The sequence below is a fragment of the Streptomyces sp. NPDC002817 genome, from assembly GCF_053592055.1.
Genome location: NZ_JBSFUY010000007.1, coordinates 112,370 through 135,196, shown reverse-complemented (window position 1 = coordinate 135,196; position 22,827 = coordinate 112,370). Strand labels below are relative to the sequence as shown.

The following is a 22,827-nucleotide window of genomic DNA, read 5'->3' as shown; positions in this document are numbered from 1 at the left end:
ACGGCCACGCGACCGGGCGGAGGGCAGGGGGCGAAGGGCGGGCCCCGTTGGATCTCAAGCAGCTCAGGGCGATCGTGACGGTCGCCGAGGTGGGCAGCGTGACACGCGCCGCGGAGCTGCTGCATCTGGTGCAGCCCGCGGTCACCCGGCAGATCCGCGCCCTGGAGCAGGAACTCGGTGTCGACCTCTTCGAGCGGACAGGTCAGGGCATGCGGCCCACGGAGGCGGGCGCGGTCATGGTGGACCGTGCCCGGCGCGCGCTGAACGAGCTGGAGCGGGCCCGCGCCGAGGTGCAGCCGGCCCCCGGCGAGGTGAGGGGCATCGTCACCCTCGGTCTGCTGGAGAGCACGGCCGACCTGCTGGCCGAGCCGCTCGTGGCCGCCCTCGCCCGCGACCACCCCGGGGTCGAACTCCGTCTGATGACCGCCTACTCCGGGCATCTCCAGCAGTGGCTGGACGACGGCGACCTGGATCTGACCCTGCTCTACAACCTCGACAGCACCCCCTCGCTCAACGCCCGCCCACTGGTACGGGAGCGGCTGTGGGCCGTCGCCCCGGCCTCGGCGGGACTGCGTGCCGACCGCCCGGTCGCGTTCGCGGAGGCGGCCGGGCATCCCCTCGTCATGCCGGCCGCCGGGCACGCCCTGCGCCGGCTGATCGACGCGGCGGCGGCACGGTCGGGGGCCACGATGGAGATCGCCGTGCAGACCAACTCGCTGCGGGTGCAGAAGCAGCTCGTCCGGGCCGGCCACGGCTGGACGGTCCTGCCCGGGGTCGGCATCGCCGAGGACGTGGCGCGGGGTGTACTGAGCGCGGCACCGCTCGCCGAGCCCGAGGTGTGGCGGCGGATCGTCCTCGGCACCCAGCGGGCAGGGCGCACCCCGCCCGCCGTGGAGGTCGTGGGGCGTGAACTGGTGCGGCAGATCGACTCCGCGGTGGAGGAGGGGAGATGGCCGTCCGCCGAGGTCCGGCGGGCGTGACTCATGCGTACGACGTATACGGGCATCACGCCTCTCTATTGGGCAACCCCGGCCCGCACCGCCCATGATGAAACATGCAGCTCAGCACTTACGTGGAGTCGTGGACCCCGGGTCCGGTCACCGACGGGGACCCACTGCCCGCCGGCCCGGTGGCGGCCCTGTCGGCGGTCCTGGACCTGCCCCGGACGGTCGCCGAGGACGGTGACCCGCTTCCCCCGCTCTGGCACTGGCTGTACTTCCTGAGCCGGCCCGCCCAGCGCGAACTGGGCGCCGACGGCCACCCGTCGCGGGGGCACTTCCTGCCCCCGCTCCCCGACCGGCAGCGCATGTGGGCCGGGGGCCGCTGCGAGATCACCGAGCCCCTCCGCCTCGGCGAGCCGGCCGAACGCGTCAGCAGTCTCGCCTCGGTCGCGGTGAAGCAGGGGCGCACCGGCGAGATGGTGTTCGTCACCGAACGCCGGGAGTTCCGCCAACGCGGCCGGCTCCGTCTGGTCGAGGAACAGGACATCGTCTACCGCTGCGGACGCAGTGCGAGCCAACACCCCTCAGTCGTGGACGAGTTCGCCTCGCCGCGCCCGGACGGACCGTGGCAGCTCGCGCTGCGCCCCGACCCGGCGGTGCTCTTCCGCTTCAGCGCCCTGACCGCGAACGCCCACCGCATCCACTACGACGCCCCGTACTGCCGCGACGAGGAGGGCTACCCGGGTCTCGTCGTCCACGGCCCGCTGCTGGCCCTCCTCATGCTCGAGCTGCCCCGCCGCAACGCCCCGGCCCGCCGGGTGCGCTCCCTGTCGTACCGGCTCCACCGGCCGGTGTTCGCGGGCGAGCACCTGGCGGCCTGCGGCACCCCCGGCGACGACCGTGCCGAGCTGCGGATCGCCACCCACCGGGAGGAGCGGCACGCCACCGCGGAGGTGGTCCTCAGCGGGTGACCCGCTCACGTTCCTGGATCTCCTCCAGGGTTCCGGTGTGGAGTTCCCCCACCCGGCCGTCCGGAGTCTCGTAGGTCCAAAAGGCGTGGACCGTACCGGTGTTGAGGTTCATCGCGTGGGTGATCGTCATGCCCGACGCCTCCAGCCACCCGAGGATGAAGATCCCCGGACCGACCTCGGCGGCGTGCAGCTCCACGTCCTCGGCCACGCCCTTGTCCGGCCCTGCGACGGTCTCGTAGTGGAGCCTGGTGCCGTCGGGGGCGTAGGTGTTGTGGAAGACGACACCGTTGTCGACGCCGAAGCGGAAGGTCCGGCCGGCGTAGGTGAGGTCGCTCATCCCTGCGCTCCTCAGAACAGGCCGTTGGAGTGCGGGAGTTCGGCCGGGACCGGGGCGATGACGTCCCAGTGCTCGACGATCTTCCCGTCGGCCACGCGGAACAGGTCCCAGTAGGCGACCGGCACCCCGAACTCGCCTTCGGACTGGAGCAGGACGAGGTCGCCCTCGGCGACGACCTTGTGGACGTTCTTGTAGAGGAGGTTCTTGCCCTGCTCGGCCCACTGCGCGGCGGCGGCGCCGAAGCCGTCCAGCCCGTCGGCGGCCTCGGGGTTGTGCTGGAGGTAGGTCTCGGTGGAGATGTAGTCGGTCAGGACGGAGTAGTCCGCGCCCACGAGGACCTTCTCGGCGAACTCCGTCACCAGCGCGCGGTTGGCCTCGGTCCGGTCCAGGTCGGCCGGTCCGGCGGCGCCGTCGGTCTGGGTGCGGCCCGACGCGGTGTCCGTGACGACCGGCGTCAGGGCGTCCCAGTGCTCGGCCAGCTTGCCGTCCGCGTCCACGCGGAACAGGTCGAAGGCGACCAGCGGATCGGGGCCGAAGCCGTGGTACGTGCCGTGCAACGCGACCAGGTCGCCGTCGGCGATGACCCGGGCGCCCTCGTAGCGGAAGCCGTCGGGCAGAGCGGCCACCAGCTCGCGCAGCGCCTCCGGGCCGTCCGCGGCGAGGCTGCTGTGCTGACGGTAGTCAGCGGCCACCCAGCGGTTCACGGCGCCCGGGTCCTTGTCCCCGAACAGCTCTCCGGCTGCCTTGACGACGATGTCCTTGCTGCCCATCACAGGTCTCCGATCAGTGCTTTCCGGTGGCACCGTGTCCACCGGTCTGCCATCAACTCTCTCCGCGGACCGGCCTCGGCGCACGGTAGAGTCAGGCATGACTATGGTCGAAATCGGACAGCCTCCGGTGATCGAGCGGGGATATCGCAACCCCACTCGTCCAGGTCTGCGCCTGGAGGTCCTCACTTTCGCGGAGCTCGGAGAGCGCCTGCCCGGCGAGGAGTACCGGCGGGTGCACCGTCTGGACTTCCACCATCTCGCCCTGGTCCACCGCGGCACCGGCACCCACATGGTCGACTTCGTGGACCGCCCCTGCCGGCCGGGCACGCTGCTGCACGTCCGTCCCGGGCAGGTGCAGCGCCTGCCCACGGGGCCCGATGGCGGCCCCGCGGACCTGGCGGCCACGATCGTCCTGTTCACCCCGGACTTCCCGCCCCGGCTCCCCGCGACCGTCCGGGTGACCGACGACCCCTTCGGCCCGCCCTGCTGGCAGCTCGGCCCGGACGACCTCGACCGCTTCCGTCGCGCGCTGACCGACCTCGCGGACGAGTACGCCGCCCTGCCGGACCAGGATCCGGAGCTCACCAAGGAGCTCCTGCGTCAGCTGCTGGCCGGGGTCCTGCTGCGTATCGCCCGCCTCCCCGCTCCCGACGGCAGCCCGCCGATCCCGGCCGCGGCGGAGCCGTACCGCCTCTTCCAGCACGAGCTGGAGCGCTCCTTCGCCGTCGTGCGCCGGGCCCAGGACTACGCGGCCCGGCTCGGCTACTCCCTCAAGACCCTCAACCGGGCCTGTCAGCGGGCCACGGGGCACACGGCCAAGCAGCTGATCGAGGCCCGGGTCGCCCTGGAGGCCAAGCGGCTGCTGGCCCACACCGACCTGCCCGTCGCCGCGATCAGCAACCGCCTGGGCTTCACCGAGCCGACCAACTTCAGCAAGTTCTTCACGCGCGCGAGCGGGCAGACACCGGGCACATTCCGCGACGCGCAGACCTGAGACCTCCGGGCCGACGCACCGCACCCCCTCGGCCGGCCCGGCCGGTCCCCCTGCCGTGCTGACCGGCGAGCTCCCGCCGGACATCGGCACGCCCTCCAGCGCGCCCTCCACCGGACCGTTCAGCAGGTCCCGGCACCCGCGGACCGAGCACGCGCGCGCTCAACACCCCTCCTCAGAAGCTCAGTTGACCTCGGCGTGTACGGTCGTGGCATGGCGCGCATCCTGGTCATCGGCGGTGGAACAGGCGGTACGGCGACGGCGCTCGCCCTGCACAAGGCGGGCTTCGACGTCGAAGTGCACGAGGCGCATCCCGACTCGGCGGAGGATCTGGGCGCGTTCCTCACCCTGGCAGGCAACGGCATGCGGGCGCTCGCGCAGATCGACGCCACCGACGCGGTCACCGCGATCGGCTTCCCGTTGCGCTCGATGCGGCTGCTCGACGCGACGGGCGCCGAGGTGGCCCAGGGCCCGCTCGGCGAGGCGGACGACCCGCTCCTGCGGTTCCGCTGCCTGCGTCGCGGCGACCTCAACTCGGCGCTGCAGAAGGAGGCTTCCCGCCGGGGCGTCCCCGTCCGGCACGGCGCACGGCTCGCCTCCGTCGAAGAGGGTCCCGACCGTGTCACCGCCCGCTTCACCGACGGCAGCAGCGCGACGGGCGACCTCCTCATCGGCGCCGACGGCCTCAACTCCACCGTCCGGAAGGCCGTAGCGCCCGACGCGCGCCCCGTCTACGCGGCCCAGCGCGTCTTCTACGGCTACACGCGCGACGCCCGACCGCCGGGCGAGAGCGAGCAGTTCACCATGGTGCGGTGCAGCGAAGCCGCCTTCGGGTACACGGTGTCGCCCGAGGGGGAGACGTACTGGTTCGCCCGCGTGACCGACGACCCGCTGACCGCAGAGGAGCTGACACGCGGCGGATGGCGTGACCCGCTGGTGTCGCTGCTGCGCCAGGACACCGGCCCCGCCGCGGACATCGTGGCGGCCACCACCGGCACGGGCGATGTGCTCGTCACCAATGCCACCGAGATACCCCCGGGCACCCCCTGGCGCTCCGCGCGCACCCTCCTCGTCGGCGACGCGGCCCACGCGGCCTCCCCCGCGACCGGACAGGGCGCCTCGATGGCGCTGGAGGACGCCGTCGTGCTCGCCAAGTCCCTGCGCGACACCCCGGACACCGGCAGCGGGCTCGCCCTGTACGAGGCGCTGCGCCGCCCGCGCGTGGAGCACAACACGGTCGTCAGCGGGAGCCTGTCCCGCGGGGGCCGGGGCAGTACCGTCCCCCGGCCCCGGGAGGAGGACCTCCCCCGGCTCCTCGACTGGGACACCGCGGTGTCCGTGTGACCGTCAGATCCAGCCGTCGAGGGACTTCATGAACCCGTCGAAGTCGTCGCGGTGGATGGTGTGCCCCGCGCCGGGCACCGTACGGACCTCGAAACCGCTCGCCCGCAGCCGCACCACGTCGTCGTCGGCAACCAGGTGGCTGGGGTCGGCGAGCTGGACCAGGGAGGGCACGGCCGGGAGGTCGGGGACGAAGCCGGTGAGCGGGCGGCCGTCGAGGAAGTACGAGGTGTCCGCGTCCCAGTCCGCCAGCGTGGCCGCCTCCACCTCGACGTCCTCGGCCGCCCAGTGCGGGTTGAACCGCGCTATGTGCTCGCGGGTGAGGTTCTTGGCGGATGCGAACGCCTCGGGATCCAGGGGCTGTTCGGGGTTCCGGGTCGACCAGGCCGGATCCGAGTAGACCGCCCGCAGAGGGCGTAGCCGCTCCACGGCCAGGGAGAGGCTCAGCCCGCCGAGGGAGTGCCCGACGGCCAGGTCGGCGCCCGTCGGCAGCGTGTCGACGAGGTCGTCGGCGAAGTGCCGCGGGCTGTACTCGCCGCGCGGCGAGAGGCCGTGGCCGCGCAGGTCGACCGCGATGACCCGGTAGCCGTGTCCGGCGAGCGCCGGGCCGACGCGCCGCCAGGTGCGGGAGTCGGACATGATGCCGTGCACGAGCAGGGCGGTTCTGTCGCCGGTGCCCCATTCACGGGTGTGGAGTCGCACGTCGGGCCTTTCGTTCCGGTGGGTTCGCCGCGGTCAGTCCGCGGGTTTCTCCCATACGGAAACATGGCCGGCGCTGTCACTGCTGAACGGGTCCCTCGTCCACCCCTCCCAGCGTTCGCGCAGCCGCAGTCCGGCGAGCTGTGCCATGAGGTCGAGTTCGGCGGGCCAGACGTGGCGGAAGGGGATCTCGTGGTACGTCCGGCGCCCGTCGACGACGCTCGGCCAACCCGGTCCTGGAGCCGCCGGACGAGGTGAACCCGGCGCCCTGAGCGCGGAGTTCGGAAGCACCCGCGGGCCCGCGAACCGCTCTGCCGGGGCGAGGTCAGCGGCGGGCTCGTCGGACTTCGGGGCGGGGTGGCCGTATGAACTGGAGCGTGAGCGTGGCCGGGGGCTCCGCCAGGCCCGGCCCGCCTGCCGCGGCCCAGGTCAGGACGTCGTCCGTGCAGTCGTCGTCGCCGGACCAGCCGACCCAGGTGGCGCGGCCACCGCGGCGGCGCCCCTCTCCCGAGGGCTGGACCACGAGGACGTTCGCCTGGTCGCACGGGCCGAGGCAGTCGGTCGTACGGACGGCGAGACGGCCGCCGGACTCCGCGGCGGCGGCCTTCAACCGGTCGAGCTGCCACTCATGGTCGACGTCGGGATACTTGCTCGCGCTGCCGCAGCAGCAGCCCCGGCACACGACGAGCGTGCAGGGCCGTGAGGCCGCGGCCCCGAACACGACCGGACTCAACTCTGTCCCTCCCCCGCCGGCGCCCACGCGACACCGTCGGCGATCAAGATGCACACACCGCCGCCCGCCCCGCAACTCCGCCCGGGCGATCTCGGGGACCGCAGAAGGCTCCTGTGACGAAAGCGTTGACGGGGGAATGCCCCACTCCTATCTTCTGACCGACATAACGAACTACGTTCGAAATTACGGACAGGGACGGTCTCGTATGGTTCGGACTCGCCTCGGGAAACGCCGCAGACCTCTGCTGCTCTGCGTGCTGACCCTCCTGCTCGCACTGGTGTCGGCGACCCAGCCGGCGTCGGCGGCGGACGGTCGCCCGTACACCAATCCGCTGAAGTCGTCCAAGGGCGCCGATCCCTGGCTGGAGTACTACGACGGCAACTACTACCTGGTCACCACGACGTTCACCGGCATCCTCGGCATCCGGAAGTCGCCGACGCTGGCGGGCCTGGCCACCGCGCCCAATGTGCAGGTGTGGTCGGACACCACGTCGACGCGCAACACCAACATCTGGGCGCCGGAGCTGCATTTCCTCGACGGCCACTGGTACCTGTACTACTCGGCCGGCCAGAGCGGTGTCGCCTGCTGCGACTCGCAGCGCACGCATGTGCTGGAGAGTTCCGGCACCGACCCGATGGGGACGTACACCTACAAGGGGTCGCTGACCGGCTCCAATCTCACGCCGGGCGGCTGGCTGATCGACGCGAGCGTGCTCAAGGCCGACGACAAGCTGTATCTGGTCGGCAGCGGGTTCATCAACGGCAGTACACAGAGCCTCGTCATCGCGCCGATGAGCAACCCGTACACCCTCGCCAGCAACACCTTCACCGTCATCTCCAGCCCGACCCTGGACTGGGAGCGGTCCGGCAGCCCCGTCAACGAGGGGCCGGAGCCGCTGTACCGCAACGGCCGCACCTTCCTGACGTACTCCGCGAGTTCCTGCCAGACCGCCGACTACAAGCTCGGCCAGCTGGAGCTGACGGGCTCCGACCCGCTCAGCCCCGCCTCCTGGACCAAGAAGCAGACGCCGGTCTTCCAGCGCAGTGACACAGGCGGCGTGTACGGGCCCGGCCACAACGGCTTCTTCACCTCGCCCGACGGCACCGAGAACTGGATCGTCTACCACGCCAACTCGTCCTCGAACGGCGGCTGCGGCAACGGACGGACCACCCGCGCCCAGAAGTTCACCTGGAACGCCGACGGCACCCCGAACTTCGGCACCCCGGTCGCCCTCGGCACCACCCTGCCCGGCCCTTCCGGGGAGACCGCGGCGACCCCGACGTCGTACACCCTCGTGAACCGCAACAGCGGCAAGTGTCTGGACGTGAACGGCGGCGCCACCGCCGACGGGACCAACATCTTCCAGTGGACCTGCAACGGCGGGACCAACCAGAAGTGGAAGCTCGAGGACCTGGGCGACGACACCAACCGGCTGGTCAACGTGGCCACCGGCAAGATCGCCGATGTCGCCGACTGCTCGGGTGCGGACGGCGCGGACATCCGGCAGTGGTCGTGGCTGAACAACAAGTGCCAGCGCTTCCGGCTCGTGTTCACCGCCACCGGCGACCACGTCCGGATCGTCAACGAGTCCACCGGCAAGGTCGCCGACGTGGCCGACTGCTCCGCCGCGAACGGCGCCGACGTACGCCAGTGGACCTGGCTGAACAACACCTGCCAGCAGTGGCGCCTCGTCCCCACCACCTGATCCCGCGGTTCTGGAGAACTCCCTTGAGAAACAACGCCGTTCGTCTGCTTCTGGCGATGCTGGTGGCACTCGCCGCCTGCCTCGTCGGCCCGGGCTCCTCCCCCGCCCAGGCCGCCGTGCCCGACTCCCCCGCCGTGACCTACACCAACCCGATCGCGGAGAAGCGGGCCGACCCGCACATCTTCAAACACACCGACGGCTACTACTACTTCACCGCGACGGTCCCCGAGTACGACCGCATCGTGCTGCGCCGGGCGACCACCATCCAGGGGCTGTCGACGGCCTCCGAGGTCACCATCTGGACCAAGCACAGCAGCGGGGTGATGGGCGCGCACATCTGGGCGCCGGAGATCCACTTCATCGACGGCAAGTGGTACGTGTACTTCGCCGCCGGGTCCACCAGTGATGTGTGGGCGATCCGGATGTACGTCCTGGAGGGCACCGGCGCCAATCCGCTCACCGCGACCTGGGCCGAGAAGGGCCAGATCAAGACCACCTGGGAGAGCTTCTCGCTGGACGCGACGACCTTCGTCGTGAACGGTGTGCGCTATCTGGCGTGGGCGCAGCGCAACCCGTCGGAGGACAACAACACCAGCCTGTTCATGGCGAAGCTGTCCAACCCCTGGACGATCAGCGGGACTCCGGCGGAGCTCTCGCAGCCGACGCTGTCGTGGGAGACGGTGGGGTACAAGGTCAACGAGGGGCCGGCGCTGATCCAGCACGGCTCCAAGGTCTTCATGACGTACTCGGCGAGCGCCACCGACGCCAACTACTGCCTGGGGATGCTGACGGCGTCGGCGACGGCCGATCTCACCAACCCGGCCTCCTGGACGAAGAGTTCGTCGCCGGTCTTCCAATCGAGCGCGGCGACCTCGCAGTACGGTCCGGGCCACAACTCCTTCACCGTCTCCGAGGACGGCAAGTCGGACATCCTGGTCTACCACGACCGCAGCTACAAGGACATCAGCGGTGACCCGCTGAACGACCCGAACCGCCGCACCCGGGTACAGAAGGTGTACTGGAAGGCCGACGGCACCCCCGACTTCGGCATCCCGGTCGCCGACGGGGTCACCCCGCAGCGCTTGTCGTCGTACAACTTCGCGGACCGCTTCGTCCGGCACTGGGAGTACCGGGCCCGTATCGAGGCGAACGTCTCGCCGCTCGCCGACTCGCAGTTCCGGAGCGTCACCGGCCTCGCCGGCACCGGCACGGTCTCCCTGGAGTCGGCCAACTTCCCCGGGTACTTCCTGCGGCACAAGAACTTCGAGATGTGGCTGGAGAAGAACGACGGCACGTCGGCCTTCGCCTCGGACGCCAGCTTCTACCAGCGGGCCGGGCTGGCCGACTCGGCGGGGATCTCCTACGAGTCGTACAACTACGCCGGGCGGTACGTGCGGCACTACAACTACCTGCTGAACGTGCAGGCACTGAGCACCTCCACGGACCGGGCGGACGCCACGTTCTACGCCCAGTAGACGGTCCTGAAGGCATGATCGAATAGACTATGCACTGCATGTATAATCGCTGTGTATAGTCCCGGCATGCCTTCTGCGACCAACAAGATGAACAAAACGGGGAACAGGTTCCGAGCTGCGCTGATGTCGGCGGCGGCAGCGTCCTTGGCGCTGTCGCTGACCGGCTGCGGATCGCTCGACACGACCGCGCCCAGCGCGGCCCGGAACCAGGCCGCGACCACCACACAGGTGGCCCGGTTCGGGACCGTCGACTGCCGCGAGGCCAAGTGCGTGGCGCTCACCTTCGACGCCGGGCCCAGCGAGCACTCCGCCCGGCTGCTCGACATCCTCGAGGAGAAACAGGTCCCGGCGACCTTCTTCCTGCTCGGCAAACGGCACATCGAGAAGTACCCGGACCTCGTCAGACGCATGGCCGACGAGGGCCACGAGATCGCCAGCCACACCTGGGACCACAAGATCCTGACGAAGTTGAAGCCCGAGGAGATACGCGAGGAGCTGGAGCGCCCCAACAAGGAGATAGAGCGGCTCACCGGGCGGAGACCGACACTGATGCGCCCGCCGCAGGGCCGGACGAACGACACCGTCCACGGCATCTGCCGTGAGCTGGGCATGGCGGAGGTGCTGTGGAGCGTGACCGCCAAGGACTACACGACGAACGACTCCGCGCTGATCCAGAAGCGCGTGCTCGACCAGGTGTCCCGCGACGGGATCGTCCTGCTCCACGACCTGTACGACGGCACCGTGCCGGCGGTGCCCGGGATCATCGACGCGCTGAAGGCGCGGGGCTATGTGTTCGTGACCGTGCCGCAGTTGCTGGCCCCCGGGAAGGCCGAGCCCGGGAAGGTGTACCGCTGAGGCCCTTCGGGGCTTTCACCAGGCGAGCCGCAGACGGTACGGGGAGCGGTGGATCATCGTGGGCCGCATCTCGACCGGCTGGTCGTCCGCCAGCCGCAGCCCGGGCAGGCGCCTCGTCAGCTCCTCCAGAGTGAGCCGGAGTTGCTCGCGGGCGAGCTGGGAGCCGGGGCAGCCGTGCACACCGAACCCGAAGGCGACATGGCGGCCCGGAGCACGGGTGATGTCGAACTCGTCGGCGCGCGGATGGCGGGCGGCGTCCCGGTTGGCGCCGCCGAAGGCCACGAACACCGTCGCCCCGGGCGGCAGTTCGGTACCGGCGACCGTGACGGGGCCGGTGGTGACCCGGCGGAACCCCTGCAGGGCGCTGTCGTAGCGGGCGGCCTCCTCGACGGCCGCCGGAATCCGCTCGGGCTCGGCGCACAGCAGCTCCCACTGCGCCCGGTGCCGCAGCAGGTGCAGGACCGTCGTCCCGATGAGCGCGGTGGTGGTGAGATGCCCGGCGATCAGCAGGTTCTGAAGGTGGGCGACGAGTTCGTGCCGGTGCTCCAGGGTGAGGTCACCGGGTTCGGCGACGGAGCCGACGAGCTCCGTGCACAGGTCCTCGCGGGGCTCGGCGTGCCGTTCCCGCACATACCGGTCCAGCGTGTGCTGCATCGCGACGACGTCCTCGGCGGCCGCGACCTGCTCGGCCTCCTCCAGCGGACGGAACAGCAGCTCTTCGGCGCGATGGCCGCCGTGCACGACGCCGGGCACGTCCTCGGGATCGAGGCCGACGACGCGGCCGATGACGTCGCCGGGAAGCTTTCCGGCGTACGCCGACATCAGCTCGACCTCGCCGTCCTTGGCGAACCCCTCGACCAGGTCGGCGGCGCGCCCGGCGGCGTACGGCAGGACGGCGGCGACCCGCGCCGGCGAGAGCCCGCGGACGATCGGCGCGCGCAGCTCCTGATGCCGGGCGCCGTCGGAGGTGACGACGACGGGCCGCCCGCCGAAGCCGCCGCCGAGGACGGCGAGCGCGGCGGGTGAGGGCAGCACGTCCGGGACGAGCGCGTTGGCCGACGAGAAGTCCTCGGGCCGGCGGAGGACTTCTCGCACATCGGCGTCCCGGGCGACCAGCCAGGCGTCCAGCTCGTCGAGGTACGCCAGTCCGTCGGCGTGCCGCGCCCGCGCGTAGTGCGGATAGGGGTCGCGCTGCAACTCGTCGCGTCTGCCCGGCAGTTCACGGTCCACGGGACGCCCTCCGGCCACTGGTGGTGCGGGGTCGCGCTCATGTTGCCGTACAGGTGTACGGATGCGATAGACGTCATGACGCCATCGGGCCATGCCTGTCGCCCCGTTCACCCGGTCAGAAGACGACGGACCAACCCTCCCGTGCCGCCTGCTCCTCGGTGTACGAAACGCCGTGCGCCTTGAGCCCCTTGGCGTCGAGGAGGGTGATCTCGCCGCCGTGGTTGCCGAGTCGGGCGCCGTTCACGCCGAGCGGGACGACGAGACAGCTGCCGGGGGCGAGCGGACCGCCCGACACCGGGGACTTCTGGCCCAGCCGGTCCCCGATGCGCCAGCCGGTGAGGTCGACGGGGTCGGGCGAGGCGTTGAGCAGGGTGACCGTCTCCGCCTCGGGCGCGGGGCCGCGCGGGTTGACGAGCGCCGCGACGATCCGGACGGGCAGGCTGTCCGGCTCGGGCCGGTTGCCCTCGACGTCCTCCAGGGCGTGGCCGGTGACGTCGTCCGTGTGCCAGGACTGGCTCTGGAAGGCGAGGAAGATCCCCACCCAGCGGTCCTGGCCGGGGAAGTGGATGAGGATCCCGCCGTCCTGCCAGACACCGTCGTCGCCACGGAACTTCCGGCTGTTGCCCTGGTTCATGTGGATGTCGTGTATGCCGTTGCCGGGCAGGAAGCCGAACACCTTGTCCTTGACGCGGGGTTCGGGCCCGAAGCGCTCGCCGAAGACGTAGAGCCGGGCGTCCGGATCGGCGACGGCACGCCGTACGTAGTGATCGAGGATGTCGGCCAGGTCGTCGTCGGTGCCGGGGGCGTCCGGGGGCAGGGTGCGCATCTTCGCCGGGTCGAAGAGGTTGCCGCGCACGAAGTCGAGGTTGGGGCCGCCGGGGCCGGGCGGCAGGGCGTTCCACCCACTGCCGAGTCCCGCGAGCCGGCCCGTGACCGGGTGCCGGAAGTCCTCGTCGACGAGGTAGAGCAGCTCCGAGGGCCGCTCCTGGGACAGCACGTTGACGGCGGCGCGGTAGTGGACGTCCTGATCGTCGGTCAGATGGATCTGGTAGTGCGGGGTGTCGTCGGCGCCTTCGCGCCGGGTGTCGACCGCCCGTGTGATCAGTACGCCGTAGGCCTTCAGTGGCATGGTGACCAACTCCCCCTGGAGGCGGGCGGAATGCCCACCCATGGTCGGAATCGTAGGGGTTGCGGGCCATGGCGCGGAGCGGGTTCACCCGGTGTACGCCCGTCCGACGACCGCCGAGGGGGCCAAGTATGTGAGCCGGATATGAATACGGCGCTGAGCTGGCCGGATTCCCTAAGATCGTCGCGTGGTCACCTTCCTCCTCGAACGCACGGCACCGCTTCCCCCCGACGAGGCCTGGCGCCGCCTCACGCAGTGGCCCCGCCATGGCGAAGTGGTCCCGCTGACCCGCGTCACGGTGGAGACCGCGGGACCGACGGGTGCGGGCACGGTCTTCGTGGCCCGCACGGGGGTCGGTCCGCTCACCTTCGACGACCGCATGGAGGTCACGGAGTGGCGGCCGCCGGTATCCGGCGCGGCCGGACTGTGCCGACTGGAGAAACGGGGTCGTGTGGTGACCGGCTGGGCCGAGATCGAGGTCGGCCCCGGGCCGGGCGGGCGCAGTCGGGTGGTGTGGCGGGAGGAGCTGGGGTTCCGGTTTCTGCCCGGGGTGGTGGATCCGGTGGTGCGGCGGGTGGCCGGGTATGTGTTCGGTCGGGCGGTGAACCGGCTGTTGCGGCGGGGCTGACGGGAGCTCCCCAGGCGGTTTTCGCCCCCGCCGCCCCTACCCGTCCCCTCTTTGGGGGCTGCGCCTCCAGACCCCCGCTCAGGCTCTGAACGGGCCTCGTCCTCAAACGCCGGACCGGCTGAGTTGTACGGACCGGCGTCAGCGAATTCAGCCCCTCCGGCGTTTGAGGAGCGGGGGCGAAGAAGGCCTCGGCTCCCGCCACCGGCGCTCAGGCCACCGACCCGATCCGCCCCACCCCCACCGAAGTCGCGTCATGGTGGATGGGCGTATGCGCCCCCGTCAGCGAAACCCCGCTCCCCCCACGCCGGTTGGCGACGATCTCCGCCCCGATCGACAGGGCCGTCTCCTCCGGTGTGCGGGCGCCCAGGTCCAGTCCGATGGGGGACCGCAGCCGGGCCAACTCCAGTTCGGTCACGCCGACTTCGCGGAGGCGTTCGTTGCGGTCCAGGTGAGTGCGGCGGGAGCCCATCGCGCCGACGTACGCGACCGGCAGACGGAGGGCCAGTTGCAGCAGCGGTATGTCGAACTTCGCGTCGTGGGTGAGGACGCACAGGACCGTGCGGGCGTCGACCTCCGTGCGCTTCAGGTACTTGTGGGGCCACTCGACGACGATCTCGTCCGCGTCCGGGAAGCGGGCCGCCGTCGCGAACACGGGGCGCGCGTCGCACACCGTGACGTGGTACCCCAGGAACTTGCCCACCCGCACCAGCGCCGACGCGAAGTCGATCGCGCCGAAGACGATCATCCGGGGCGCCGGGACCGAGGACTCGACCAGGACCGTCAGCGGGGCCCCGCAGCGGGAGCCCTGTTCGCCGATCTCCAGGGTGCCCGTGCGGCCGGCGTCCAGGAAGGCGCCGGCCTCGGCCGCCACCGTGCGGTCCAGCTCCGGGTGGCCGCCGTAGCCACCGTCGTACGAACCGTCCGGGCGGACCAGCAGCACGCGGCCCATCAGGTCCTGCGGGCCCGACACGATCCGGGCCGTCGCCGCCGCCTCGCCCGACGAGGCCGCGGCCAGAGCCGCCGTGACCACCGGACGGACAGGGTCCCCCGCCCGTACCGGCGTGACCAGGATGTCGATGACGCCGCCGCAGGTCAGACCGACCGCGAAGGCGTCGTCGTCGCTGTAGCCGAAGCGCTCCAGGACCGTCTCGCCGTCCTGAAGCGCCTGTTGGCACAGCTCGTACACCGCGCCCTCCACACAACCGCCGGAGACCGAGCCGATCGCCGTGCCGTCGGTGTCGACCGCGAGGGCGGCGCCGGGCCGGCGAGGGGCGCTGCCGCCGACGGCCACCACGGTGGCCACGGCGAAGTCGCGTCCCTGCTCGACCCACCGGTGCAGCTCTTCGGCGATGTCCAGCATCTCTCGGTCTCCTTCACAACAGCGGTCGTATGGAACAGGGCGGCTAGTGCACGCCCATCCAGCTCTCAATGGGACTGAGGGCGAAATAGACGAAGAAGATCACTGTCAGGGCCCACATGAAGGCCCCGATCTCCCGCGCCTTGCCCTGGGCGACCTTGATCGCGACGTACGAGATGACGCCCGCGGCGACGCCCGCCGTGATCGAGTACGTGAACGGCATGATGACGACGGTCAGGAAGACCGGGATCGCCGTCGCGCGGTCCGCCCAGTCGACGTGCCGCGCGTTCATCATCATCATCGCGCCGATGACCACCAGGGCCGCCGCCGCGACCTCGCCCGGCACGATCGCCGTCAGCGGGGTGAAGAACAGACAGGCCGCGAAGAACAGGCCGGTGACGACCGAGGACAGGCCCGTGCGGGCTCCCTCGCCCACGCCCGTCGCCGACTCCACGAACACCGTCTGGCCCGAGGCGCCCGCGACGCCGCCGATCGCGCCGCCGGCGCCGTCGATGAAGAGGGCCTTCGACAGACCCGGCATCCGGCCCTGCTCGTCGGCCAGCTCGGCCTCCGTGCCGACACCGATGATGGTGGCCATCGCGTCGAAGAAGCCGGCCAGGACGAGCGTGAAGACGATCATGCCGACCGTCATCGCGCCGACCTCGCCCCAGCCGCCGAACTCGACGTTGCCGAAGATCGAGAAGTCCGGCATCGAGACCGCACTGCCGTGGAGTTCGGGAGCACCGCTCGCCCACTGCTTGGGGTCGATGACGTCGAGGGCGTTGAGCACCACGGCCAGGACCGTGCCGCCGACGATGCCGAGCAGGATCGCGCCGGGGACACCGCGCGCCTGGAGCATGAAGATCGCGAGCAGGGTCACCGCGAACAACAGCACCGGCCAGCCCGCGAGTTCACCCGCCGGGCCGAGCGTCACCGGGGTCGCCTCGCCCTGGTGCACGAAGCCGGCCTTGTAGAAGCCGATCAGGGCGACGAAGAGGCCGATGCCCATGGTGATCGCGTGCTTGAGGGCCAGCGGGATCGCGTTCATGATCATCTCGCGGAGGCCGGTGACGACCAGCAGCATGATGACCACGCCGTACATCACGCACATGCCCATGGCCTGCGGCCAGGTCATCGCGGGGGCGACCTGGGAGGCCAGGACGCCGGAGACGGAGAGGCCGGCGGCGAGGGCGAGCGGCACCTTGCCGAAGAAGCCCATCAGCAGCGTGGAGAAGGCCGCCGCGAACGCGGTCGCGGTGATGAGGGCCTTCTGGGCGAGCGTGTCCCCCGCCGCGTCCTTTCCGGACAGGATCAGGGGGTTGAGCAGCAGGATGTACGCCATCGCCATGAAGGTGGTCGTACCGCCGCGCACCTCGCGCGCGACCGTGGATCCCCGCTTGGATATGTGAAAGTACCGGTCGAGCCAGGACCGTCCGGCCGGGACGCGGGTGCCTTCTCCCGCGTCGTCGGCAACGGTCTTCGGCTCCAGTGACTGCTGGGTCATGTGGGCCTACTCCCAAGGTTCACAGGGGCACCCGTACCAACCGCTGCTGCGGCTACGGGATTTGGGAAGGTGCTTCGGCCGCACGACCCGGGGGACGGCCCGAGACGAACGATCAGATCTGGTACTGGGACATGCTTCAGGCGCCGCGAGCGGTGCGGGACCTGGTGCTCCGGGCGGCGCGGTGAAGTGTGACGTTCCCGCGCGCCGCCCGGAGAGCTTTGCTACGCCGTTCCCGTGAGGTGTTCGGGACGTACCGGCGTGCGGTCGAGCTCCAGCCCGGTCGCGTTCCGGATCGCCGCGAGGACGGCCGGGGTGGACGACAGGGTGGGGGCCTCGCCGACACCACGGAGCCCGTAGGGGGCGTGGTCGTCGGCGAGTTCGAGCACGTCGACGGGGATGGTCGGCGTGTCGAGGATGGTGGGGAGGAGGTAGTCCGTGAAGGAGGGGTTCCTGACCTTCGCGGTCTTGGGGTCGACGACGATCTCCTCCATGACGGCGATACCCATGCCCTGGAGCGTGCCGCCCTGGATCTGGCCGACGACCGACAGCGGGTTGAGGGCCTTGCCGACGTCCTGGGCGCAGGCCAGCTCGATGACCTTGACCAGGCCGAGTTCGGTGTCGACCTCGACGACCGCGCGGTGCGCGGCGAAGGAGTACTGGACGTGGCCGAAGCCCTGTCCGGTGCGCAGGTCGAAGGCCTCGGTCGGACGGTGCCGCCACTCCGCCTCGACCTCGACGCTCTCGCCTTCCAGCACGTCGACCAGGTCCGCGAGGACCTCGCCGCCGTCGGTGACGACCTTGCCGCCCTCCAGGAGCAGCTCGGCGGTGGCCCAGGCGGGGTGGTACGAGCCGAACTTGCGGCGGCCGATCTCCAGGACCTTCTCCCGGACCAGCTCGCAGGAGTTCTTCACGGCGCCACCGGTGACGTACGTCTGACGCGACGCGGACGTCGAACCGGCGCTGCCCACCTGTGTGTCGGCCGGGTGGATGGTCACCTGCGTGACGCCCAGCTCGGTGCGGGCGATCTGCGCGTGGACGGTGACACCGCCCTGGCCGACCTCCGCCATCGCGGTGTGCACGGTCGCGACCGGCTCGCCGGCGATGACCTCCATGCGCACCTTGGCGGTGGAGTAGTCGTCGAAGCCCTCGGAGAAGCCGACGTTCTTGATGCCGACCGCGTAGCCGACACCGCGGACGACACCTTCGCCGTGCGTGGTGTTGGACAGGCCGCCCGGCAGCTGGCGTACGTCGGCGGCCTCGCCGGCCGCGAGCCACTGCTGCTCCGGCGGCATCGGCATCGCCTTGACGCGGCGCAGGAGTTCGGCGACCGGGGCGGGTGAGTCGACCGGCTGCCCGGTCGGCATGATCGTGCCCTGCTCCATGGCGTTGAGCTGACGGAACTCCACCCGGTCCATGCCGACCGCGTCGGCCAGCTTGTCCATCTGCGCCTCGTAGGCGAAGCACGCCTGGACCGCGCCGAAGCCGCGCATGGCGCCGCAGGGCGGGTTGTTGGAGTAGAGGGCGATGGCCTCGATGTCGACGTCGTCGACCACGTACGGGCCGATCGACAGCGAGGAGGCGTTGCCGACGACCGCCGGGGAGGCGGAGGCGTAGGCGCCGCCGTCCAGGACGATGCGGCACTTCACGTGGGTGAGCTTGCCGTCCTTGGTGGCGCCGTGCTCGTAGTAGAGCTTCGCCGGGTGGCGGTGGACGTGTCCGAAGAAGGACTCGAAGCGGTTGTAGACGATCTTGACCGGCTTGCCGGTGCGCATCGCCAGCAGACAGGCGTGGATCTGCATCGAGAGGTCCTCGCGGCCGCCGAAGGCGCCGCCGACGCCGGAGAGCGTCATCCGGACCTTGCTCTCGGGCAGGCCGAGGACCGGGGCGATCTGCTTGAGGTCGCTGTGCAGCCACTGGGTGGCGATGTAGAGGTGGACGCCGCCGTCCTCGTCCGGCACCGCGAGACCCGACTCGGGGCCGAGGAAGGCCTGGTCCTGCATGCCGAACGTGTACTCGCCCTTGACGACGAAGTCGGCCCGCTCGGCGGCCGCGGCGGCGTCGCCGCGGAGGATCGGCTGGCGGTGCACGATGTTCGGGTGCGGGACATGGCCGATGTGGTGGTCGTCGCGGCCCTCGTGGACGAGGATCGCGTCCGGGGCGGTCGCGGAGGCCTCGTCGGTGATGACGGGCAGCTCGCGGTAGTCGACCTTGATCTTGGCGGCCGCGCGGCGCGCGGTCTCCGGGTGGTCGGCGGCGACGATGGCGACCGGCTCGCCGTGGTGGCGGACCTTGCCGTGCGCGAGGACCGGGGTGTCCTGGATCTCCAGGCCGTAGTTGCGCACGTCCGTCGGCAGGTCGTCGTACGTCATGACGGCGTAGACGCCCGCCATCGCGAGGGCCTCGCTCGTGTCGATGGACACGATCTCGGCGTGCGCGACGGTGGAGCGCAGGATCTGGCCCCAGAGCATGTCCTCGTGCCACATGTCGGACGAGTACGCGAACTCGCCGGTGACCTTGAGGGTGCCGTCCGGGCGGAGCGTGGACTCACCGATGCCGCCCTTGGTCTGCGAACCCTGGGTGATCTTGGTGGGCGCGCCGCTGGTGGGTTTCGTAGGCATGGTCAGACCGCCTCTCCCTGCCGGGCGGCCGCGAGGCGGACCGCGTCCATGATCTTCTCGTAGCCGGTGCAGCGGCACAGGTTGCCCGACAGGGCCTCGCGGATGTCCGCGTCGCCGGGGTTGGGGATGCGCTCCAGCATCTCGTCGGCGGCGACCAGCAGACCCGGGGTGCAGAAGCCGCACTGGACGGCTCCGGCGTCGATGAACGCCTGCTGGATCGGGGAGAGTTCGGTGCCCTCGCCGGTCTGCGAGTCCTGGCCCTTCGCCGCCCACTGCCGGGCGTCCTGGACGGACGTACCCGACGTACCGCAGGCACCACTCGCGCAACCGCCGTGCTCGGCGCGCTGCTTGGCGAAGTCCGCCAGTCCCTCGACGGTGACGACCTCGCGGCCCTCGACCTGACCGGCGGCGACCAGACACGAACACACCGGCACGCCGTCCAGACGGACCGTGCAGGAGCCGCACTCGCCCTGCTCGCAGGCGTTCTTGGAGCCGGGCAGGCCCAGGCGCTCACGCAGGACGTAGAGCAGGCTCTCGCCCTCCCAGACGTCGTCGGCTTCCTGCGGACGGCCGTTGACCGTGAAATTGACGCGCATTACGCGACTCCCTCCGTGCCGGCGGCGGTGCCGCGGTACGACTCCCAGGCCCAGGTCAGCGTGCGGCGGGCCATGATGCCGACCGCGTGGCGGCGGTAGCTCGCCGTGCCCCGGACGTCGTCGATCGGGTTGCAGGCGCCGGAGCACAGGTCCGCGAACTGCTTGGCGACCGACGGGGTGATGATCTTTCCGTTGTCCCAGAAGCCGCCCTCCGCGAGCGCCGCGTTCAGGAACTCCTCCGCGGCCTTGGCCCGGACGGGGGTGGGCGCCGCCGAACCGATGCCGGTGCGGACGGTGCGGGTCTCGGGGTGCAGCGCGAGGCCGAAGGCGCACACCGCGATGACCATGGCGTTGCGCGTACCGACCTTCGAGTACTGCTGCGGGCCGTCGGCCTTCTTGATGTGGACCGCGCGGATCAGCTCGTCGGCGGCGAGCGCGTTGCGCTTCACGCCGGTGTAGAACGCGTCGATCGGGATCAGGCGCGAGCCGCGCACCGACTCGACCTCGACCTCGGCGCCGGCCGCCAGCAGGGCGGGGTGGGCGTCGCCGGCCGGGGAGGCGGTACCGAGGTTGCCGCCGACGCCGCCGCGGTTGCGGATCTGCGGGGAGGCGACCGTGTGCGAGGCGAGTGCCAGGCCCGGGAGCTCGCCGCGCAGGTTCTCCATGATCGCGGTGTACGGGACGGAGGCACCCAGCCGGACACTCTCCTCGCCGACCTCCCACTCGGTGAGGTCGGTGATCCGGTTCAGGTCGAGCAGGTACTCGGGCCGCCGGTGGTCGAAGTTGATCTCGACCATCACATCGGTGCCGCCCGCAATGGGCACAGCGGTGGGGTGCTCAGCCTTGGCGGCGAGCGCCTCCTCCCAGCTGGCGGGGCGAAGGAAGTCCATGACCGGCTCTCTTCTGCGTCTCGTGGGTCGTACGGATCGAGCCAAACCGTGTGCGGCGGGACGGGCTCGTTCATGTGCTGTTTACGCGGAGTGGGCTCAGTACACAGCGGCGTGCTCCGACGGGGTCAGTCACGGAAACTCTGAAGGAGTTGGCTGGTCGGGGCAGGCATCTTGTAGATTCGTATGAACGGGGGTCCTCAGTAACCTCCATGTTTTCCTGTGGAAACGCGCGACACAGTGCGCGTGACCTGGGACACAGCCCGGAAGGCCGGGAGACGTGCCCTCAGCCCGCCTGGCGGGCCTCTGTCACCACAAGACCCTCAAAGTTCATCGTAGATTTCGAGACAAAGATCGGCGGCGACGAGAATGCGGCTGCGCGCACTGCTGGACACCGACGCGCTGGGCCTGCGGCTGCTCGGCGGCGAGGACGAGCTGGATCGCACCGTGCGGGGTGTGATGACCACCGACCTCCGTGACCCGAGCCGCTATCTCTCGGGCGGGGAGCTGGTCCTGACGGGCCTGGCCTGGCGCCGGGACGCCGAGGACTCCGAGGCGTTCGTACGGATCCTGGTGCAGGCCGGGGTGGCCGCGCTGGCCGCTGGTGAGGCCGAGCTGGGCGATGTGCCGGACGACCTCGTGCTGGCCTGTGCCCGCAACCGGCTCCCGCTGTTCGCGGTGCACGAGTCGGTGGCGTTCGCGACGATCACCGAGCATGTCGTACGGCAGGTGTCCGGCGAGCGCGCCGGGGATCTCGCGGCGGTCGTGGACCGGCACCGCCGGATGATGACCTCGGGCCCGGCGGGCGGCGGCCCGGACGTCGTCCTGGACCTGCTGGGCTCGGACCTGGACCTGCGGGCGTGGGTGCTGTCGCCGACCGGGCGGCTGATCGCGGGCTCGAAGACCACGGGCCCGGCGCTGCCCGCCGACATCTGCGCCAAGCTCGCCGCGGAGCACCTGGCGGCCGCCCGCACGGGCCGCCGCGGACCGCACCGGCTGCCGCTCGGCTCGACGACGTACTCGCTCTTCCCGGTCCGCAGCAGCGGCCGCTCCCCGCAGGCCTCGCGGGACGTGCGCGAGACGGTCCTGTCGGACTGGCTGCTGGCCGTCGAGGCGGACGCCGGGGACTGGCCCGAGGAGCGCCTGGACCTGCTCCAGGGCGTCACCCAGCTGATCTCGGTCGAACGGGACCGCAGGGACGCGGCGCGCACGGTCCGCCGCCGTCTGGCCCAGGAGGTCCTGGAGCTGGTCCAGACGGGTGCCGCGCCCGCCGAGATCGCCGCGCGCCTCCGGGTCGCCGCGCCGGTGCTGCTGCCCGGGCTCGGGGCGGCCCCGCACTGGCAGGTCGTCGTGGCCCGCGTCGAGTGGGACGGCGGGACCGCCGGGGAGATCGAGAGCGGCGCGGTCGCCCAGTCGCTGCTCGAGGAGATCCTGGTCGACCCGCTGTCCGCCGGGCCCGAGCACTCCGACCGCATCGCCGTGGCCCACACGGGTGACGAGGCCATCGCGCTCGTCCCGCTGCCGGCGGTGTCGACCGAGCACGACGGCTCGGAGGCGGGGATCCTCGCCGATGTGCTCCTGGAGTCCGTACGGGACCCCCTCGGCGCCGGTCTGGACGACGACGGCCGGGTCACACTGGGCGTCAGCGCGGCAGTGCACTCGGCGGAGGGGTTGCGGGGCGCGCTGGAGGAGGCGCGGCACGCCCGACGGGTGGCGGCGGCGCGGCCGGGCCGGGTGTGTGCGGCGGGCCACCAGGAACTGGCCTCGCACGTCCTCCTGCTGCCCTTCGTGCCGGACGACGTCCGCAGAGCCTTCACCGCGCGGCTGCTGGACCCGCTGCGCGACTACGACCGCCGCCACCGCGCGGAACTGATCCCGACCCTCGAGGCCTTCCTCGACTGCGACGGTTCGTGGACGCGGTGCGCGACCCGTCTCCACCTGCACGTCAACACGCTGCGCTACCGGGTGGGGCGAATCGAGCAGTTGACGAGTCGTGACCTGTCGAGGCTGGAGGACAAGCTGGATTTCTTCCTGGCACTGCGGATGAGCTGAAACCTGGCGGG

The 22,827-nt window shown here is 71.1% G+C and carries 20 protein-coding genes and 1 pseudogene; 9 read left to right on the top strand and 12 right to left on the bottom strand.

All coding sequences use genetic code 11. The features are described from left to right. Window positions 1–47 precede the first annotated feature (47 nt). Together ACWD3I_RS15995 and ACWD3I_RS15990 are read left to right on the top strand one after the other, a co-directional pair. Window positions 48–980 carry a LysR family transcriptional regulator gene (locus tag ACWD3I_RS15995; protein ID WP_365394508.1) on the top strand — a complete coding sequence of 311 codons (933 nt, stop codon included), beginning with the start codon at window positions 48–50 and terminating at the stop codon, window positions 978–980. 74 nt (window positions 981–1,054) lie between these two features. Beyond that, the gene (locus ACWD3I_RS15990) at window positions 1,055–1,912 is read left to right on the top strand and encodes a hypothetical protein (protein WP_365394507.1); all 858 of its coding nucleotides are present in this window, start codon (window positions 1,055–1,057) and stop codon (window positions 1,910–1,912) included. Here the strand turns inward: ACWD3I_RS15990 and ACWD3I_RS15985 are convergent. Together ACWD3I_RS15985 and ACWD3I_RS15980 are read right to left on the bottom strand one after the other, a co-directional pair. After that, window positions 1,902–2,249, bottom strand: coding sequence for a MoaF-related domain-containing protein (locus ACWD3I_RS15985; protein WP_365394506.1), 348 nt, complete (start codon window positions 2,247–2,249; stop codon window positions 1,902–1,904). The two genes, ACWD3I_RS15990 and ACWD3I_RS15985, sit on opposite strands and share 11 nt — an antisense overlap. Window positions 2,250–2,260: 11 nt before the next feature. Further along, window positions 2,261–3,019, bottom strand: a complete 759-nt coding sequence (locus tag ACWD3I_RS15980) for a nuclear transport factor 2 family protein (RefSeq protein ID WP_451084106.1) — start codon at window positions 3,017–3,019, stop codon at window positions 2,261–2,263. Between the two features lie 97 nt (window positions 3,020–3,116). Between ACWD3I_RS15980 and ACWD3I_RS15975 the strand changes: the two genes are divergently transcribed. Then, complete coding sequence (locus ACWD3I_RS15975; RefSeq protein ID WP_365394504.1) at window positions 3,117–4,013, top strand: AraC family transcriptional regulator; 897 nt, start codon at window positions 3,117–3,119, stop codon at window positions 4,011–4,013. A gap of 210 nt (window positions 4,014–4,223) precedes the next feature. After that, on the top strand, window positions 4,224–5,354 hold the full coding sequence (locus ACWD3I_RS15970; protein ID WP_365394503.1) for an FAD-dependent monooxygenase: 1,131 nt from the start codon (window positions 4,224–4,226) through the stop codon (window positions 5,352–5,354). A gap of 3 nt (window positions 5,355–5,357) precedes the next feature. Here ACWD3I_RS15970 and ACWD3I_RS15965 read toward each other — a convergent pair whose 3' ends face one another. The 3 genes and pseudogenes from ACWD3I_RS15965 to ACWD3I_RS15955 form a co-directional block, all read right to left on the bottom strand. Then, on the bottom strand, window positions 5,358–6,053 hold the full coding sequence (locus tag ACWD3I_RS15965; protein ID WP_365394502.1) for an alpha/beta fold hydrolase: 696 nt from the start codon (window positions 6,051–6,053) through the stop codon (window positions 5,358–5,360). A 33-nt stretch (window positions 6,054–6,086) separates the two neighbouring features. Continuing rightward, a pseudogene (locus tag ACWD3I_RS15960) lies at window positions 6,087–6,272 on the bottom strand (SAM-dependent methyltransferase); the annotation flags it as partial. 103 nt (window positions 6,273–6,375) lie between these two features. Further along, window positions 6,376–6,783 carry a (2Fe-2S) ferredoxin domain-containing protein gene (locus tag ACWD3I_RS15955; protein ID WP_365394501.1) on the bottom strand — a complete coding sequence of 136 codons (408 nt, stop codon included), beginning with the start codon at window positions 6,781–6,783 and terminating at the stop codon, window positions 6,376–6,378. A 205-nt stretch (window positions 6,784–6,988) separates the two neighbouring features. On the opposite strand from ACWD3I_RS15955, the gene ACWD3I_RS15950 reads away from it, so the two are divergent. The 3 genes from ACWD3I_RS15950 (at window position 6,989) to ACWD3I_RS15940 (ending at window position 10,818) form a co-directional block, all read left to right on the top strand. Further along, window positions 6,989–8,488 carry a family 43 glycosylhydrolase gene (locus ACWD3I_RS15950; RefSeq protein ID WP_365394500.1) on the top strand — a complete coding sequence of 500 codons (1,500 nt, stop codon included), beginning with the start codon at window positions 6,989–6,991 and terminating at the stop codon, window positions 8,486–8,488. A gap of 56 nt (window positions 8,489–8,544) precedes the next feature. Continuing rightward, window positions 8,545–9,963, top strand: a complete 1,419-nt coding sequence (locus ACWD3I_RS15945) for a family 43 glycosylhydrolase (RefSeq protein ID WP_365394519.1) — start codon at window positions 8,545–8,547, stop codon at window positions 9,961–9,963. A 66-nt stretch (window positions 9,964–10,029) separates the two neighbouring features. After that, window positions 10,030–10,818, top strand: coding sequence for a polysaccharide deacetylase family protein (locus ACWD3I_RS15940; protein WP_365394499.1), 789 nt, complete (start codon window positions 10,030–10,032; stop codon window positions 10,816–10,818). A gap of 15 nt (window positions 10,819–10,833) precedes the next feature. Here ACWD3I_RS15940 and ACWD3I_RS15935 read toward each other — a convergent pair whose 3' ends face one another. Both ACWD3I_RS15935 and ACWD3I_RS15930 read right to left on the bottom strand, forming a co-directional pair. Then, window positions 10,834–12,048: a cytochrome P450 gene (locus tag ACWD3I_RS15935; protein WP_365394498.1), complete on the bottom strand. Its 1,215-nt coding sequence runs from the start codon at window positions 12,046–12,048 to the stop codon at window positions 10,834–10,836. 115 nt (window positions 12,049–12,163) lie between these two features. Further along, window positions 12,164–13,177, bottom strand: coding sequence for a DUF2278 family protein (locus ACWD3I_RS15930; RefSeq protein ID WP_365394518.1), 1,014 nt, complete (start codon window positions 13,175–13,177; stop codon window positions 12,164–12,166). 184 nt (window positions 13,178–13,361) lie between these two features. Here ACWD3I_RS15930 and ACWD3I_RS15925 point away from each other — a divergent pair, with 184 nt between their 5' ends. Next, window positions 13,362–13,802 carry an SRPBCC family protein gene (locus tag ACWD3I_RS15925; RefSeq protein ID WP_365394497.1) on the top strand — a complete coding sequence of 147 codons (441 nt, stop codon included), beginning with the start codon at window positions 13,362–13,364 and terminating at the stop codon, window positions 13,800–13,802. Window positions 13,803–14,010: 208 nt separating this feature from the next. Here the strand turns inward: ACWD3I_RS15925 and ACWD3I_RS15920 are convergent, their stop codons facing one another. From ACWD3I_RS15920 to ACWD3I_RS15900, 5 genes are all read right to left on the bottom strand, one after another. Beyond that, window positions 14,011–15,162: an XdhC family protein gene (locus ACWD3I_RS15920; protein ID WP_365394496.1), complete on the bottom strand. Its 1,152-nt coding sequence runs from the start codon at window positions 15,160–15,162 to the stop codon at window positions 14,011–14,013. 43 nt (window positions 15,163–15,205) lie between these two features. Then, window positions 15,206–16,663, bottom strand: a complete 1,458-nt coding sequence (locus tag ACWD3I_RS15915) for an NCS2 family permease (protein WP_365394495.1) — start codon at window positions 16,661–16,663, stop codon at window positions 15,206–15,208. A gap of 221 nt (window positions 16,664–16,884) precedes the next feature. Then, complete coding sequence (locus ACWD3I_RS15910; RefSeq protein ID WP_365394494.1) at window positions 16,885–19,281, bottom strand: xanthine dehydrogenase family protein molybdopterin-binding subunit; 2,397 nt, start codon at window positions 19,279–19,281, stop codon at window positions 16,885–16,887. Window positions 19,282–19,283: 2 nt separating this feature from the next. Continuing rightward, complete coding sequence (locus tag ACWD3I_RS15905) at window positions 19,284–19,877, bottom strand: (2Fe-2S)-binding protein (protein WP_365394493.1); 594 nt, start codon at window positions 19,875–19,877, stop codon at window positions 19,284–19,286. Continuing rightward, window positions 19,877–20,767 carry an FAD binding domain-containing protein gene (locus ACWD3I_RS15900; protein WP_361482056.1) on the bottom strand — a complete coding sequence of 297 codons (891 nt, stop codon included), beginning with the start codon at window positions 20,765–20,767 and terminating at the stop codon, window positions 19,877–19,879. Before ACWD3I_RS15900 ends, ACWD3I_RS15905 begins: the two co-directional genes overlap by 1 nt. A gap of 366 nt (window positions 20,768–21,133) precedes the next feature. On the opposite strand from ACWD3I_RS15900, the gene ACWD3I_RS15895 reads away from it, so the two are divergent. Beyond that, complete coding sequence (locus ACWD3I_RS15895; protein WP_365394492.1) at window positions 21,134–22,816, top strand: PucR family transcriptional regulator; 1,683 nt, start codon at window positions 21,134–21,136, stop codon at window positions 22,814–22,816. The last annotated feature ends 11 nt before the right edge of the window (window positions 22,817–22,827 follow it).

Coding starts and splice junctions, on each gene's coding strand:
- ACWD3I_RS15990 (WP_365394507.1), top strand. CDS start 1,055: ATGCAGCTCAGCACTTACGTGGAGTCGTGGACCCCGGGTCCGGTCACC.
- ACWD3I_RS15985 (WP_365394506.1), bottom strand. CDS start 2,249: ATGAGCGACCTCACCTACGCCGGCCGGACCTTCCGCTTCGGCGTCGAC.
- ACWD3I_RS15980 (WP_451084106.1), bottom strand. CDS start 3,019: ATGGGCAGCAAGGACATCGTCGTCAAGGCAGCCGGAGAGCTGTTCGGG.
- ACWD3I_RS15975 (WP_365394504.1), top strand. CDS start 3,117: ATGACTATGGTCGAAATCGGACAGCCTCCGGTGATCGAGCGGGGATAT.
- ACWD3I_RS15970 (WP_365394503.1), top strand. CDS start 4,224: ATGGCGCGCATCCTGGTCATCGGCGGTGGAACAGGCGGTACGGCGACG.
- ACWD3I_RS15950 (WP_365394500.1), top strand. CDS start 6,989: ATGGTTCGGACTCGCCTCGGGAAACGCCGCAGACCTCTGCTGCTCTGC.
- ACWD3I_RS15945 (WP_365394519.1), top strand. CDS start 8,545: ATGCTGGTGGCACTCGCCGCCTGCCTCGTCGGCCCGGGCTCCTCCCCC.
- ACWD3I_RS15940 (WP_365394499.1), top strand. CDS start 10,030: ATGCCTTCTGCGACCAACAAGATGAACAAAACGGGGAACAGGTTCCGA.
- ACWD3I_RS15930 (WP_365394518.1), bottom strand. CDS start 13,177: ATGCCACTGAAGGCCTACGGCGTACTGATCACACGGGCGGTCGACACC.
- ACWD3I_RS15920 (WP_365394496.1), bottom strand. CDS start 15,162: ATGCTGGACATCGCCGAAGAGCTGCACCGGTGGGTCGAGCAGGGACGC.
- ACWD3I_RS15915 (WP_365394495.1), bottom strand. CDS start 16,663: ATGACCCAGCAGTCACTGGAGCCGAAGACCGTTGCCGACGACGCGGGA.
- ACWD3I_RS15910 (WP_365394494.1), bottom strand. CDS start 19,281: ATGCCTACGAAACCCACCAGCGGCGCGCCCACCAAGATCACCCAGGGT.
- ACWD3I_RS15905 (WP_365394493.1), bottom strand. CDS start 19,877: ATGCGCGTCAATTTCACGGTCAACGGCCGTCCGCAGGAAGCCGACGAC.
- ACWD3I_RS15900 (WP_361482056.1), bottom strand. CDS start 20,767: ATGGACTTCCTTCGCCCCGCCAGCTGGGAGGAGGCGCTCGCCGCCAAG.
- ACWD3I_RS15895 (WP_365394492.1), top strand. CDS start 21,134: ATGCGGCTGCGCGCACTGCTGGACACCGACGCGCTGGGCCTGCGGCTG.